General features: G+C 42.8%; 14 protein-coding genes. 9 read left to right on the forward strand and 5 right to left on the reverse strand.

Translation table 11 applies throughout. The features are described from left to right. The first annotated feature begins 52 nt into the window (after positions 1-52). From queA to secF, 9 genes are all read left to right on the forward strand, one after another. The gene (gene queA / locus HHA43_RS01105) at positions 53-1,090 is read left to right on the forward strand and encodes a tRNA preQ1(34) S-adenosylmethionine ribosyltransferase-isomerase QueA (protein ID WP_168460025.1); all 1,038 of its coding nucleotides are present in this window, start codon (positions 53-55) and stop codon (positions 1,088-1,090) included. Positions 1,091-1,109: 19 nt separating this feature from the next. Beyond that, positions 1,110-2,138 carry a hypothetical protein gene (locus tag HHA43_RS01110; RefSeq protein ID WP_168460024.1) on the forward strand — a complete coding sequence of 343 codons (1,029 nt, stop codon included), beginning with the start codon at positions 1,110-1,112 and terminating at the stop codon, positions 2,136-2,138. Between the two features lie 23 nt (positions 2,139-2,161). Then, positions 2,162-2,728, forward strand: a complete 567-nt coding sequence (locus HHA43_RS01115; RefSeq protein ID WP_168419079.1) for a LemA family protein — start codon at positions 2,162-2,164, stop codon at positions 2,726-2,728. Between the two features lie 372 nt (positions 2,729-3,100). Next, the gene (locus tag HHA43_RS13185; RefSeq protein ID WP_228284141.1) at positions 3,101-3,541 is read left to right on the forward strand and encodes a DUF4303 domain-containing protein; all 441 of its coding nucleotides are present in this window, start codon (positions 3,101-3,103) and stop codon (positions 3,539-3,541) included. Then, complete coding sequence (locus tag HHA43_RS13190; RefSeq protein WP_228284142.1) at positions 3,538-3,930, forward strand: hypothetical protein; 393 nt, start codon at positions 3,538-3,540, stop codon at positions 3,928-3,930. Before HHA43_RS13185 ends, HHA43_RS13190 begins: the two co-directional genes overlap by 4 nt. A 150-nt stretch (positions 3,931-4,080) precedes the next feature. Next, a complete protein-coding gene (gene tgt, locus HHA43_RS01125; RefSeq protein WP_168541466.1) occupies positions 4,081-5,211 on the forward strand; it encodes a tRNA guanosine(34) transglycosylase Tgt in 1,131 nt (376 codons plus the stop codon). A gap of 103 nt (positions 5,212-5,314) precedes the next feature. After that, on the forward strand, positions 5,315-5,644 hold the full coding sequence (gene yajC / locus HHA43_RS01130) for a preprotein translocase subunit YajC (protein ID WP_070152813.1): 330 nt from the start codon (positions 5,315-5,317) through the stop codon (positions 5,642-5,644). A 52-nt stretch (positions 5,645-5,696) separates the two neighbouring features. Then, on the forward strand, positions 5,697-7,592 hold the full coding sequence (gene secD, locus HHA43_RS01135; protein WP_168541468.1) for a protein translocase subunit SecD: 1,896 nt from the start codon (positions 5,697-5,699) through the stop codon (positions 7,590-7,592). Between the two features lie 8 nt (positions 7,593-7,600). Continuing rightward, positions 7,601-8,578 (forward strand): protein translocase subunit SecF, encoded by a 978-nt coding sequence (secF, locus tag HHA43_RS01140; RefSeq protein ID WP_171525195.1) that lies wholly within the window; start codon positions 7,601-7,603, stop codon positions 8,576-8,578. A gap of 68 nt (positions 8,579-8,646) precedes the next feature. Here secF and HHA43_RS01145 read toward each other — a convergent pair whose 3' ends face one another. The 5 genes from HHA43_RS01145 to cysM form a co-directional block, all read right to left on the reverse strand. Beyond that, a complete protein-coding gene (locus HHA43_RS01145) occupies positions 8,647-9,300 on the reverse strand; it encodes a 4'-phosphopantetheinyl transferase family protein (protein WP_168419133.1) in 654 nt (217 codons plus the stop codon). A 109-nt stretch (positions 9,301-9,409) separates the two neighbouring features. Continuing rightward, the gene (locus HHA43_RS01150; RefSeq protein WP_168541470.1) at positions 9,410-11,713 is read right to left on the reverse strand and encodes a RelA/SpoT family protein; all 2,304 of its coding nucleotides are present in this window, start codon (positions 11,711-11,713) and stop codon (positions 9,410-9,412) included. 29 nt (positions 11,714-11,742) lie between these two features. Then, entirely contained in the window at positions 11,743-13,134 is a 1,392-nt protein-coding gene (gene rlmD / locus HHA43_RS01155) for a 23S rRNA (uracil(1939)-C(5))-methyltransferase RlmD (protein ID WP_168541476.1), read from the reverse strand. A gap of 6 nt (positions 13,135-13,140) precedes the next feature. Continuing rightward, positions 13,141-14,028, reverse strand: coding sequence for a 3'-5' exonuclease (locus HHA43_RS01160; protein ID WP_228284143.1), 888 nt, complete (start codon positions 14,026-14,028; stop codon positions 13,141-13,143). Between the two features lie 43 nt (positions 14,029-14,071). Beyond that, on the reverse strand, positions 14,072-15,001 hold the full coding sequence (gene cysM / locus HHA43_RS01165) for a cysteine synthase CysM (RefSeq protein WP_168541478.1): 930 nt from the start codon (positions 14,999-15,001) through the stop codon (positions 14,072-14,074). Between the last annotated feature and the right edge of the window lie 9 nt (positions 15,002-15,010).

The following is a 15,010-nucleotide window of genomic DNA, read 5'->3' on the forward strand; positions in this document are numbered from 1 at the left end:
AAAAAGCATATACTAAGCGCAGTTTTTTCTAGTTTTCTGACTTGTTTTTATCATGCAGCTTTCTGACTTCAGTTTTGATCTCCCCGATGAACTTATTGCACGTTATCCACTTGCAAGCCGTAGTGCTTCTCGCCTGCTGCATCTCGATGCACAAGGTCAATACCATGACCATCAATTTACCGATTTACTGAATTTACTCGAAGCGGGCGATTTATTGGTACTGAATGATACCAAAGTTATGAAAGCACGCCTTAAGGGTAAACGCGCAACAGGCGGTGCAGTAGAAGTCTTGGTAGAGCGCCTGCAAGATCGTTTTATTGCGCATTGTCATATTAAAGCCAGCAATTCACCCAAAGCTGGGGCTGAACTGTTTATCGGGCCAGATGCGGTAAAAGTAACCGTGCAGGGACGCCATGAAAACTTGTTTATTGTTGAGTTTTCACAACCCATTTTAGACGTGTTAGATGCTTATGGGCAGCTGCCTATTCCCCCCTACTTTAACCGTGAAGCAGAAGCGATTGATACCGAACGCTATCAGACCGTATTTAATGACCCGAGCAAACTTGCCAGTGTGGCAGCGCCTACAGCAAGCCTGCACTTTGATGAAGCTTTGCTGCAACAATTAGCAGATAAAGGTATTCAAAAAACCTTCGTGACCTTACATGTAGGTGCAGGTACTTTCTTACCTGTACGTACCGATGACATTGCCAATCATGTTATGCACAGTGAATGGTGTGAGGTCTCAGACGCTGCTGTAGATTTAATTCGTGCCACCAAAGCACGTGGCAATAAAGTCATTTCAGTGGGTACCACCGCTACCCGTGCTGTAGAAAGTGCAGCACAAGCTCACGGCGGCGAATTGGCTGCATGGACGGGCGATACACAAATTTTTATCTATCCTGGTTATCAGTTTAAAGTGGTAGATCGCCTTATTACCAATTTCCACTTGCCTGAATCGACACTATTGATGCTAGTTTCTGCCTTATCAAGTCGTGAGAACGTGATGCGCGCTTATCAACATGCCGTGTCAGAACACTATCGCTTCTTTAGTTATGGCGATGCCATGCTGATTGACCAAGCGCAAGCCTAAGCCTTTGTGAAGAACCTCCATGCCGCTCGATACTGTCCAACACTCCATTCACATTCGACGTAAGAAGAATAAGCGAGTATTTCGCAATATCGCGCGGCTTTGGGATATTGGAAAAAAAGCCCAAAGCCATCAAGAAATTTTGGATGGTTTGCACCCTTGGCAAGATGACATTACCTTAAAATTTGAAAATGTTTTGCCGATACTGCTGGGCATTATAGGTGTGCTATTCTGTTTATTACTCTTGATTCAACCGAGTAATATTTGGCTGCAATTTTGTTTGCTGATTGGTGTAGTCTGTATTTTTTGGGCATTTATTACCTATGAACAAGATGATCCCATTAAAGAAGTCATTGCTTTTTTAGAACAGGAAAGCATTGCTCAACGCTACCAACTGGCATGGCAACAACCACCGCAGCACCTCGCCAAAACCTTGCAACCCATTTACTTTATCGCCCATTTAAAAGCGATGTTCCCCTTATTTCATTTGGGTAATCTTTCCAATGACATTACCCGCTATGCCAGTACCGTTTGGCTTGATCAACAGGGCAAACAACATCAGGTTTTGCTTTTTGAATACCGCTATGTCAGTGAAATACGTATTAAAGACAAAAATGGCAATGATTATAAAGTCAAAGAAGTGGTGCGCTATTTATCGGGTGTCTTTGTCTTTGATGTGAAAATTCAAGGTTTAGCCATTAGCACCAATAAAAAAACTTTTGGTGCGCCCTACCATGTACCATGGCATACCAGTGACATCCGACTGAATCAAAAACTCAATTTCTTTGGTAGTGATGCGATTCAAATGGCGCGCACACTCAGCCCCGCTCTGGTGTTAAAACTGGATGATTTTTTCCAGCATCAGCAAGGGGATTTATTGTTTCACCCTGAACGACACACCTTATGTTTTTTAGGCAGCAAAAATCTGTTTGAAATTTCCAGTAAAGCAAAAAATATTCAAGATATTTCAGCATTACGTGGACACTTACGCACTTTTAAATTACCTTATTTGGAACAATTACAAACCGATTTAGTTGATTTTCTTGAATAAGAAAATGGTCTTGGGGCAACACTATGGGCATCGCAATTTTTCTTTTGGTCGTTATTGCTATCATCTTGATTGTTATAACGATTCGCAACAATATCGTGCGTCATTTCAATGCCACCATTCGTGCATGGGCAGATGTCACCAGTTTTGAGCGTCAAAAATTAAAAACTTTGGAAGAACTTGCACCTGTGGTTGAGCAATATGCAGGCATGGAAAAAGGAACTTTAGAAAAAGTGACCGAACTGCGCCAGAACATCATGAACTTAAATATCAATAATGCCGATGTTGGTCAGTTACAACGTGTTGAAGCCTTAAGCAAAGAGTTAATGCGTAGCTTAAATGTTGTGGTAGAAAATTACCCTGAACTCAAAGCCGATCAACTGTATTTAAAAATGATGCATGAAATTGACGAGCAAAATGAAAATGTGGGCGCTGCGATTACCATTTATAACCGCAATGTAGAATTATTTAATAATTATATTCAGGTCTTTCCAAACAACATCATTAATACCGCCACTACTGCTAAAAAACCTGTTCGTGCGTTTCGTGACAATAGTGCAGCTCAAAGTTTCGATTATCGTCCAAATTTTTAATACATCTATGCTTAGCAGTATTTAAAGCAGCTCAAATAAAAAAGCAGCAGGGTTAAATCTGCTGCTTTTACCCTCAATGAAGATGTACAAAAATTAGATCACAGGGCTTTAAATACAAGATTCCACACTGTATTGCACCTGATTACGCCCCTTATGTTTGGCTAAATACAGCAACTCAAACGCACTCATAACCCACCTCTATGAATTGGCTCTAAGGACAACTTAACAACTTAGCTGCACTTTGACTACAAATTATTGAGCATTCTTGACATTTTTTTCAGCTTTGAGACAATCAAAACCTGAACAAAATACAAACAACTACTGTTCAATAAAAATGAGCATTCCTACAATAAAAAAAGTCGCGATATCACCATGCTAAATCATCTCCAAAATTTAAAAGACAGCCTAATTCAAGAGTTTTTTCAACTCTATGAGCAGTATGAACCCGATCAACTCTATGCCTGCGCATTAGTTTTAAATGAATATCTAGGCATCGATTATCTGGCAGTTTCAAGCACACGCAGTCTGTTTAGTGAACAGGAAGATTCTGCTGAGTACTTATCTGAAGCAGACAAATGGAACGTGGAAAAATGGCGTTATCGCACCCAAACGCACAGTGCTCAGGGGTTGCATCAATTTAAAAATATTTTTGCAGATTATTTCAAACAGCGGTATATATATGGCAACCCCCTACTCAATAGCCCCGACACCCCACAATACAACCATCTAGAACTGTTATTGGATATTTTCCAACAAGCCAAACAAGCACTCTCCAATGCTTATGACCTAGATTTGAGTCAGATTGTATTTTGATTCATATTCCAAAACAGCATGATTTTGAAATTTATTCTGCACAATTTCTAAATGCACCCAGCGCATTACTGGATGAATTTTTACTTGCTCATCATGTGCAGCATACTGTGCAAACCACCAATACACAGCACAACAAACTCAAACTGCAACAGGTCGATAAAGATTTACTTACCGATTTGGCACAGCTTTTAGAAATTGAGCCTTATGATTATTTAAGCATTGCTCATGAAGCCTATTTGCTCACGCTAGAGCCAAGTTTTATTGACAGCAATCTGTACGTACAACGCCTGATTCAACATGTTGCAGCGATGGACAGCCATGAACAGGGGGAATTTGCCTTGCATAAAGAAGAAATTACCCAACGGATTCAGCAATTTTACGCCACGTAGTCTCCAATAAAGTGACTGAATTTTTTTGCACGTAATTTTTAACAATGAAAACGTATCTCAACTGGCAATTCCCTGCAGAATCTAGGAAAATAGTGCACTTTTAGCGCTAGCAATCAGCGAACTGTTTTTTCGCCTTGATTTGGAACTTATATGAAGTTTGAAAAATTAGGTCAGTCGGGACGTGCCCGTCGTGGCCGCTTAACCCTTGCACATGGTGTTGTAGAAACCCCTGTTTTTATGCCTGTAGGGACCTATGGTACGGTCAAAGGCATGTTGCCACGTGATATTGAAGAAATTCAGGCGCAAATTATTTTAGGTAACACCTTCCATTTATATTTACGTCCAGGACTGGAAGTGATTCAGGAACACGGCGGTCTACACGAGTTTATTAAATGGGATAAGCCTATTTTAACTGACTCAGGCGGTTTTCAGGTATTCAGCCTAGGCGCTATGCGTAAAATTAAAGAAGAAGGCGTAACCTTCCGTTCCCCCATTGATGGCTCAAAGGTATTTTTATCCCCTGAAATTTCAATGGAAATTCAGAAAACCTTGAATTCAGACATCGTCATGATTTTTGATGAATGTACGCCTTACCCTGCAACACATGAAGAAGCACAAAAATCACTGCAATTGTCTTTACGTTGGGCCAAACGCTGTAAAACCCATCACCACGATGAACTCAACAACAGCAATGCCCTGTTCGGTATTATTCAGGGCGGCATGTATGAAGATTTACGTGATGAATCTCTAAATGGCTTGCTTGATATCGGTTTTGATGGTTATGCCATTGGTGGTCTTTCGGTAGGTGAACCGAAAGAAGAAATGATCAAAGTGCTGGATTATTTGCCAGCGAAAATGCCAGAAGATAAACCACGTTATTTGATGGGCGTGGGCAAACCAGAAGATATTGTTGAAGCCATTCGTCGTGGTGTAGATATGTTCGACTGTGTGATGCCAACCCGTAATGCACGTAATGGACATTACTTTGTGACCGATGGCTTGGTACGTATTCGCAATAGCAAATATCGCCATGATCAAAGCCCGCTCGATCCACATTGCGATTGTTATACCTGTAAAAACTTTACCCGTGCCTATTTGTTCCATTTAGAAAAATGTGGCGAAATGCTCGGCTCTATGTTGGGTACCATCCACAATTTACGTTATTACCAACGTTTCACCCAAGACATCCGTAATGCCTTGGATAACGGTACTTTTGATGATTTTGTACAGGACTTTTATACCCGCCGTGGTCTAGAAGTTCCACCTTGTCCTGAAGATTAGTCTTTTCAGTATTTGCGCTGAGTAAAAAGACAAGGTAAATTGCAGAACAAACCCAATTTATTATCAGATCACTGATCGCCAGTTTTTAGTTTAGGAAAATGAAATGAGCCTTTTTATTTCGACTGCTCACGCAGCAGGTGAAGCTGCACAACAACCAAGCCTTGTAGCCAACCTTTTAATGATTGCTGTTTTTATTGCAATCTTTTACTTCTTGATTTGGCGTCCACAATCAAAACGTGCCAAAGAACACCGTGCACTGATTGAAAGCTTGGGCGTTGGTAGTGAAGTGGTGTTTGCAGGCGGTTTGATGGGTAAAATCACGAAAATTGAAGGTGATTTTGCAGTAGTTGAATTAAGCCGTGGTGTAGAAGTTAAAGTTCAACGCGCGAGTGTCATTTCAGTTCTTCCTGAAGGCACATTAAACAATCTTTAATCAAAAAAGGGTCGTGCTCACGCACGACTTTTTCATTTTAAGAAGAAAATAAATGCGTTACCCAGCATGGAAATATCTACTCATCCTCGTAGTTCTTGTGGTGAGTACATTATATGCCCTGCCTAGCTTGTATCCAGATGAACCTGCTGTTCAAATTTCAGGTGCCAAAGCTGGTACCCAAATTGATCAAAGCATCGTACAAAAAGCAGAGCAAATTTTACAATCAGAAAATATTGCCAGTCATGACAACAGCTTTACCAACAATGCTGCATTGTTGCGTTTAGACACCTCAGAAGCACAGCTCAAAGCCAAAGAAGCTTTGCGCCGTGGTTTGGGCGATGACTACGTTGTGGCACTTAACCTTGCACCCACCACCCCAGAATGGCTACAAAAAATTGGTGCAAAACCAATGAAGTTAGGTCTGGACTTACGTGGCGGTGTTCACTTCCTGTTAGAAGTGGATATGGACAAGGCCATCAGCCAGCGTATGGAAACCTCAGCTACAGATTTACGTCGTCAGTTACGTGACAACAAGCTGAAGTTCAATAGTCTGTCACTGAACAACAACACCATTAGCTTGCAGTTTGCCAACAATGCAGACCGTGATGCGGTAATGGATTTCTTGCGCCGTAACGGCAATGAGTACACTCAACAAGCGGTAGCGACAGCAGAAGGTTCGAGTTTACGCCTGACGTATACCGATGTACGCAAACAAGAAATTCAGTCTTATGCAGTCAATCAAAACTTGACCACACTGCGTAACCGTATTAACGAACTAGGTGTAGCTGAAGCCTTGGTGCAAACTCAAGGCAGCAACCGTATTGTGGTGGAATTGCCAGGTGTTCAAGATACGGCTGAAGCGAAGCGTGTTTTAGGTCGTACTGCAAACCTCGAATTCCGTTTGGTGTCCGATCTGAATGATCAATACATTGACCCATATACAGGCCAAACCACAGGTACAGTGCCACCGGGCACCGAAGCCTTTGCTTTTGAATCCTTAGACAGCGGTCGTCAGTTACTTCTAAATCGCAGCCGTATTTTAACAGGTGAGCGTGTTCAGAATGCCTCAAGTGGCTTTAGCCAAGACACAGGCGGTGCTGAAGTAAACATCACCCTAGATGCTGCTGGCGGTAAACTCATGTCGGATGCTACCCGTAATGCGGTTGGCAAACGTATGGCGGTGTTGTTCATTGAGAACAAACAGCGCATTAGCTATGTGGCAGATGAAACAGGCACACAAACTGAAGTACGTACCCCGTATACCGAATCTGTGATTATTAATGCGGCAACCATTCAAGCGGTTTTAGGTTCACAGTTCCGTATTACTGGTCTGGATTCTCCGCAAGAAGCTGCAGAATTGGCCTTGATGCTCCGTGCAGGTGCCTTGGCTGCGCCAATGTACTTTGTTGAAGAACGTGTCATTGGTCCAAGCTTAGGTCAAGAAAACATCGATAAAGGTGTATTGTCCACGCAGATCGGCTTCATTTTAGTCGCAATCTGGATGGTGGTGTTCTTCCGTTTATTCGGTTTGATTGCCAACTTTGCACTGGTCTTCAACCTTGCCATGATTTTAACTGTCATGTCTTGGATTGGTGCTTCACTCACTTTGCCAGGTATTGCTGGTATCGTTATCACCATTGGTATGGCGGTAGATGCCAACGTTCTGATTTGTGAGCGAATACGGGAAGAAATTAAGTGGGGAGCCTCGCCTAAACAAGCCATTGTGGCAGGTTATGACCGAGCTTATAACACCATTTTCGACTCGAACTTGACCACGTTCTTGGTGGCCTTCATTCTGTTCGCAATTGGTACAGGCCCAATTAAAGGCTTTGCCGTAACCCTAATGATTGGTATTGTCTGCTCAATGTTTACTGCAATTACAGTAACCCGTGCAATTGTACAAATCATTTATGGCAAGAAACGTAACTTGAAAAAGTTGAGCATTTAAGGAGATCACTGATGACTGAGAATACTCAACTACCTTCAAAAAAATACGGTCGCCCTGAAGATGAGCGCGTGATTCCGTTTATGAAGATTGCTTTGCCTGCGGCATTGCTTTCTATTCTACTTACGGTTGCCAGTATCTTCTTTATTGCCACCAAAGGTTTAAATTTAGGTTTGGACTTCACTGGCGGTATTGCGGCAGAACTAAACTATAGCAACCCTGTTAAAGCGACTGATGTATCAAGTGCTTTAATCAAAGCTGGCTTCAATGACCCTGTGGTGCAAACCCTTGGCTCTGACCGCGACCTAATGGTGCGTATGCCTGTACAGGAAGATGTAGAAGCCGAGGACCTAACCAAAGCGATTACCGCTGCGGTACAGTTGCCAAATAACGCAGCTGCCGTACCTAAAGTTGATGTGGTGGGTGGTCAAGTCGGTAACGAGCTATACGTCCGTTCAGCAGGTGCTGTAGCATTGGCTTTGTTATTAATGTTGGTTTACGTGACCATTCGCTTTGAATTTAAACTGGCGATGGGTGCAGTGCTGTCTTTATTCCACGATATTGTAGTGACACTGGGTATTTTTGCCATGATGCAATGGCCATTTGACCTGACTGTCTTGGCAGCACTTTTGGCCATTATCGGTTTCTCACTGAACGATAACATCGTGGTATCTGACCGTATTCGTGAAAACTTCCGTAAAATTCGTGGTGCAACTCCACTGGAAGTAATTAACATTGCGTTAACTGAAACCTTACGTCGTACCATTCATACCTCTATGACCCTACTCTTAGTTGTTGTAGCAATGATGGTCATGGGTGGTGATGGCCTGAAATGGTTCTCGATTGCCATGTTTGTAGGTGTATTTGTAGGTACTTATTCGTCCATTTATATTGGTACCGCTTTTGCCCTTTGGCGTGGTCTGAACCGTCAGGACTTTATTGTACAAGTGAAGCCTGAATTTGAAGGTGAAGAGCAAGAAATTCCTTAATTGTGAATTCAGTTAGATCACTCAAAAGCCTATCTTCGGATAGGCTTTTTTAATGTGCCAACAAAAAGTTAATGCTGAATAATTTGAATTTGAGGAAACTGAAATCCTGCACATGAAGGTGCAGATCGCCATGCTACAGTCAACATACAGCTGGCCAAATTAAAGTTTTGATAAGCAAAATGCCCAATTTGAGGATGATGACACATTCCCCCCTGTGCTTCAGGGTGCATCCCTGTATCTAGTTCATTTAGACTTAAACGAATACCCAAACCTGAAGCTTTCAGCACAGCTTCTTTGGTGGTCCAAACCCGAAACCAATATTCAGGTGCATGCTCTAATTCTGCCCAGTAGCTTAATTCATTTGGATGAAAGGCATGCTGCGCCAAAGCATCGAAACGTACATGACGGTCTAAATCCTCTACATCAATACCTAAATCTTGAACTTGTTTGCTAGTGGCCAATGCATAATGTTGACGACTGTGGCTGTGGTTAAAATGCCACTCTGGAAATTCACTTAAAAAAGGTTTGCCATGTACATTGCGCTGAATATCGCTATTTTGAATATCCTGTGCTAAATACTTTGAGAGTAATTGATTCCGATAGCGGTAAATCGCCTGCTTTTGCTGTTGAATCTGTTCTGTTCGTGAATCTGTTGTAGTAGGAACAAAAATTTTATGAATAGGGCTCACATCTACATGAATTTTTTTAGCTGTTTGACTCATCCTTAATCTTCCTATTCCTTTGGCTTTAACCTACAGCAAATTGAAATTACCAACCCAAGCCGTATAGAAAAAAACCAGCACAATGCTGGTTTTTTAGAAGTGATTCAGATTAACTACCCTGCACCAAACGGCGTGCACTGATAATACCCGGTTGCTGCTCCAAACGTGCCAACAAACGAGAAAGCTGTGCCAGACCTTTCACCTCAATCAACAATTTCATATTGGCAATTCCATCATTTTCAGAAATGGTATTGACCTGACGAATGTTAATTTGATCGGCAAAAATCACTTGAGTTAAATCTTTGAGCAAGCCACGGCGGTCATAAGCTTCCACCACAATCTGCACACTCTGACCACGGGTCGGCTGCATTTCCCAGTCAGCTTCAACTGCACGCTCAGGCTCGTTACCAATCATGCGAATATAGTCTGAACACGCCACTTTATGAATACTCACGCCACGGTTCAGGGTGATATATCCCGCAATGGCCTCGCCATGTACAGGCTGACAACATTGTGCAATGTGCAACTCGACGTTATCCAAACCATCAATCAAAATACCATGTGCAGAAAGTGTGTGGCTGGCGCGTGGATTCAACGTTGGTTTCAGCACTAGCTCAGGCTCATCCTGATCCAAGTGCATATGGCGGTTAACCTGATTGATTAAGGCATGCAGACCAATATCGCCATTCACCAAACCAATCAAAATGTCTTCACCTGTTTTGACATTGAAATGATTACAGTAATCATTCAAATCAATACTTTTCGGGTGAATTGCCAAACGTGATAATTCTTTATTCAGTACTTCACGCCCAACTTCCAGATTTTTACTGCGGTCTTGCTGTCTAAACCAGTGGCGTAACTTATCTCGTGCACGTGCTGTTTTGATATAACCCAAAGAGTGTACCAACCAATCACGGTTTGGCTCACGGTCTTTTTTGGTCAGAATTTCGACCTGCTCACCTGTTTTTAGGGTATAGGTCAGCGGCACATAACGCTGGTTCACCCGTGCGGCATAACATTTGTTACCCACTTCGGTATGCACATGGTAAGCAAAATCCAGTACGGTCGAGCCACGTGGTAACTCTTTAATGTCACCATCACGGCTGAACACATAAATTTTTTCAAAATCTTCAAACTCTTGGAGTTGCTCAAAGTTTTCAGAATCATCATCTTTATGTGCGCTGGCATCATTACGTTCCTGATAATGTTCCAACACTGAACGTAAAGAATGTAGACGATGATTAAACGAATGGTCCGTCGCCTTAGAGCCTTCTTTATAGTTGAAGTGTGAACACACCCCCAACTCGGCTTCTTCGTGCATATCCATGGTACGAATTTGCACTTCCAGTGATTTGTTTTCTGCAATCACTGCGGTATGTAAAGAGCGATAACCATTGGCTTTCGGATTGGTAATGTAGTCATCAAACTGATGCGGAATATGTCGCCACAATTGATGCACAATACCCAATGAGTGATAGCACTCAGGAATAGTTTTGACCAAGACCCGTACAGCACGAATGTCATATAACTGATCAAAGCTCAGGTTCTTACTTTTCATTTTTCGATAAATCGAATAAATGTGTTTCACCCGACCACTAATTTCAGCATGAATACCGTTGTTGCCCAATTCTGTGCGCAATTGTGAAATCACACTTTGGATATAATTTTCACGCTCTAAACGCTTTTCATTGAGCAGTGTGGCAATTTCTTTATAACGGTCTGGTGCTAAATAACGGAAAGCTAAATCTTCAAGTTCCCATTTCAGTTGAGCAATACCTAAACGGTGTGCCAATGGCGAATAGATGGTTAGAATTTCACGTGCAACACGTTCCTGACGTTCTTTTGAAGCTGTGGCTAACTCACGTAAAGAATAGGTACGTTCTGCCAGTTTAATCAGCACAACACGTACATCTTCCGTCATGGAAATCAGCATTTTATAAATGCCAGTTAAATGTTCACGCTGATTGTTATTAAAGTGATCTTCTAGACGTTTGTTTTTTTCGATCAGCTCAGACAGTTTACCCATAGATAAAGTGCCTTTGATCAAGCCATATACCACTTCACCAAATTCTTCACGTACTTCATCTAAATGAATCACATTTTCACGCACACCACGGTACAGCATAGCTGCCGACAAGGTGTCTTCATCGACATGCAAGTGCGCCAAAATATCTGCCATCTCAATACCAGTATATAAGGTATTAGAACGATGACTGACTGTAGTTTCCAACTCTTTTTTCAGGGTGTAATTGGCTACGTGTTCTAATTGTTCAAGTGCCGCCCCATCATAAATATCACGTACTCGATCTAGCCATTCTGCCAAATCTTGTCGTGCTTGTTCGGCATGTTCTACAGTCGTTTCCTCAGACAGTTCATTTAAACGTCCAGGAAGTTGTTCACGTACTGTGACCATACCCTTCTCCTACCTCTATGTACTTCATATTATAAATCGTTTATTTGCTTTTCTTTCTGAAACAAGGCAATGGATTCAACGTGACCCGTATGGGTAAACATATCCATCACACCTGCTTTTTTCAATTGATAGCCCTGCTTGACCAATACACCTGCATCCCTTGCGAGTGTGGCTGGATTACACGACACATAAACGATTCTATCTGCACCAAATTTGGGCACATAATGCATCACCTCCTCTGCACCTGAGCGCGGAGGGTCAATTAATAATGCCTCAAATCCTTGATTTGCCCAAGAATGATGCGAAAAATCTTTTGTTAAATCTTGTGAATAAAACCTAACATGATCTAAATCATTGCGCTGTGCATTTTCTGCACCACGCTGCACCATCTGCTCAGAACCCTCAACTGCAACCACTGATCCTGTCGCACCAACGCAGCGCGCCAGTGGTAAAGAAAAGTTGCCCAATCCACAAAACAGATCAAGCACCCGATCACCTGATTTTAACTCAAGCAAATCGCATGCCAGCTTCACCATCTGTGGGTTAATGGTTGAATTGACCTGAGTAAAGTCTTGCGGATGAAAGCCAAAATCCACATCAAAATCATCTAAACGATAATGCAAACGCATAGGCGCGTATGGATCATCAACCCGATGTAAACTGTCTGGGCCTTCAGGTTGCAAATACAATTGCCAATGTTTCTGTAACGCAAATTGTTGTAATTGGTTGACATCGGCTGCAGATAATTTTTCTGTATGCCGTACCACCAAAGCAATCTCTTGATCTCCCATGGCCAATTCTATATGACCAATATGGGCTTTGCCTGTTAGACTTTGGAGTAGCTGCTTAAGGCGAGTCAAAGAACCAAAAGCCTCATCAAGCACCAAACAACGATCAATGCTGGTCAGTTTGTTGCTGTTGCGCTCACGAAAACCGACCACCAATTTGTCTTGATTGGGCAAATAACGCACACCAACACGTGCTTTACGACGATAATCTTCACGTTTTGAACGTAATGGCGCAAGCCACTCTTCAGGCTGCACCTGCGCAAAGTGCTGCAAGTGTGACTGCAACACTTGTTGCTTTAAACGAATCTGCTCATCCACCTGAATATGCTGCATGCTGCAACCACCACATTGTTGATAATGCGGACATGGTGATGTTACCCGCAAAGCTGACGGCTCACCGAGCACTTCCAAACATTCGGCTTGTTCTAAACGCTTGTTACTTTGAGTAATTTTGGCGCGTACAGTTTCACCGGGCAAAGCCCCTTCAATAAACACCGTTTTACCGTGCTTTTCAGCAGGATGCTCTGCCTGATGACCATAATGTGCAATACCACGCCCTTCATGCGATAAAGACTCGACCTGAAAGCAATGCACAGCCTGCTGAGTCGTTCGTTGTTTGCTGCGATGTTTCATGTGTACCTAGGCGTCAGAAGAAGGTGAAGGAGCAGACCATGCTGAACTTTCGCTAGCCTGATTCAGCCCTGTAGTAGATGAAGCCTGCTCAGGAAAGTCTGCACGGGTAAATTCAGTTTGCTGTGAACTCTGCTGCCATACTTTCAAAAAATCTTCATGTTGCGGTTGAGTATGCAAATATTGAATGGTGTGCTGTACCCATAAAGTATGATCTTCTGGCAATAACTGCCCTTTCAGCAACAGCCAGCGCAGGTAAATTAGCCAAGTATTCAGTACATCGCCTTCACAGTAGCGTGTCAGTCTGAGCCATTCACCTGTTTGCATAAATTCAGGGACACGATAACCCGCATCTACCCGCTTACCCGGGAAGCCCAACAAATAGGCCATATCATCCAGTTTCTGAAAATGGCGACCATTGAACATGGCCATCACATCCATTAAATCGACATGACGTTGATGGTAACGGTTTTGATAATTGTTATAACGTTTTTGCTGATCAATCTCGCCCTGATCAAACAAACTCGGCGCAGACAGCCCATGATACATGGCACGGAATAAAATTACAGGCAGATCGAACTGCGAACCATTCCAGCTCACCAAAGTCGGATGACGCTTATCAAAAATAGACAAGAACTTTTTCAGCATTGCTGCTTCACTGTCTTGTTCGCGGCTAAATGAAAACAGTTTCATGCCGTGTTCATCAATCCACAAGCCTGAAATGCAGACTATTTCATGCAAAGGCAGACGCTGAAAATCGGTGCCCGCTTCTTGCCGACGCAGTTTCATCAACGCGTGTTCAAGTTCAGCCTCAGGTAAATTCAGCTGATATAAATGCGCGCCTGATTTCAAATCGGTAACGGTTTCAATATCGAAAATCAGCACAGGTAAACGCATACGATTTTACTCAGTCAGCTACAAAGAAATGAATGCTTTTCGGCTATTCAGGGTCTTGAACAGAGAATAACCCTGTCGATAAATAACGGTCACCACGGTCACAAATAATACACACGATGACTGCATCTGGATTTTCTTCAGCAATTTTTAATGCCGCCCAAACCGCACCACCTGAAGATGTTCCCGCACTGATGCCTTCTTTTTGCGCCAGTTTGCGCATGGTTTTTTCAGCTTCAATTTGCGGAATATCAATAATACGATCGACACGGCTACGGTCAAAAATAGTCGGTAAATAGACTTCAGGCCAGCGACGGATACCTGCAATGCTTGAACCGTCGGAAGGCTGTAAACCAATAATTTGAATATCTGGGTTTTGTTCTTTTAAATATTTAGACACGCCCATAATGGTACCTGTGGTACCCATAGAACTGACAAAGTGAGTGATTTTTCCACCCGTTTGCTGCCAAATTTCAGGGCCCGTGGTCAGATAGTGTGCCTGCACATTGTCAGGATTACCAAATTGATTCAGCACCAAGCCTTTGCCTTCACGTTGCATTTGCAAAGCCAAATCACGTGCACCTTCCATGCCTTGTGCTTTGGTCACTTCAATCAGTTCAGCCCCATAAGCCCGCATAGCATCTTTACGCTCCTGACTCATATTATCAGGCATGATCAGCTGCATTTTATAACCACGCATGGCTGCTACCATTGCCAAAGCAATGCCTGTGTTACCACTGGTTGCTTCAATTAAAGTATCACCTGGTCGAATTTCACCGCGTTTTTCTGCCTGCATAATCATGTTATAGGCAGGACGGTCTTTGACCGAACCCGCAGGGTTATTCCCTTCCAGTTTTGCCAAAACCGTTGCCTGCGTATGTTGAGCCAAACGCTGCAAACGCACCAATGGGGTTTTGCCCACATAATGGTCTAATAAAAACTCATCACTTTGGAAATCTGGTTGGGTATCACGCATGCTCTGTAC

The organism is Acinetobacter sp. A2 (genome assembly GCF_012371325.1).
GTDB lineage: Bacteria > Pseudomonadota > Gammaproteobacteria > Pseudomonadales > Moraxellaceae > Acinetobacter.

Coding starts and splice junctions, on each gene's coding strand:
- queA (WP_168460025.1), top strand. CDS start 53: ATGCAGCTTTCTGACTTCAGTTTTGATCTCCCCGATGAACTTATTGCA.
- HHA43_RS01110 (WP_168460024.1), top strand. CDS start 1,110: ATGCCGCTCGATACTGTCCAACACTCCATTCACATTCGACGTAAGAAG.
- HHA43_RS01115 (WP_168419079.1), top strand. CDS start 2,162: ATGGGCATCGCAATTTTTCTTTTGGTCGTTATTGCTATCATCTTGATT.
- HHA43_RS13185 (WP_228284141.1), top strand. CDS start 3,101: ATGCTAAATCATCTCCAAAATTTAAAAGACAGCCTAATTCAAGAGTTT.
- tgt (WP_168541466.1), top strand. CDS start 4,081: ATGAAGTTTGAAAAATTAGGTCAGTCGGGACGTGCCCGTCGTGGCCGC.
- yajC (WP_070152813.1), top strand. CDS start 5,315: ATGAGCCTTTTTATTTCGACTGCTCACGCAGCAGGTGAAGCTGCACAA.
- secD (WP_168541468.1), top strand. CDS start 5,697: ATGCGTTACCCAGCATGGAAATATCTACTCATCCTCGTAGTTCTTGTG.
- HHA43_RS01145 (WP_168419133.1), bottom strand. CDS start 9,300: ATGAGTCAAACAGCTAAAAAAATTCATGTAGATGTGAGCCCTATTCAT.
- HHA43_RS01150 (WP_168541470.1), bottom strand. CDS start 11,713: ATGGTCACAGTACGTGAACAACTTCCTGGACGTTTAAATGAACTGTCT.
- rlmD (WP_168541476.1), bottom strand. CDS start 13,134: ATGAAACATCGCAGCAAACAACGAACGACTCAGCAGGCTGTGCATTGC.
- HHA43_RS01160 (WP_228284143.1), bottom strand. CDS start 14,028: ATGCGTTTACCTGTGCTGATTTTCGATATTGAAACCGTTACCGATTTG.
- cysM (WP_168541478.1), bottom strand. CDS start 15,001: ATGCGTGATACCCAACCAGATTTCCAAAGTGATGAGTTTTTATTAGAC.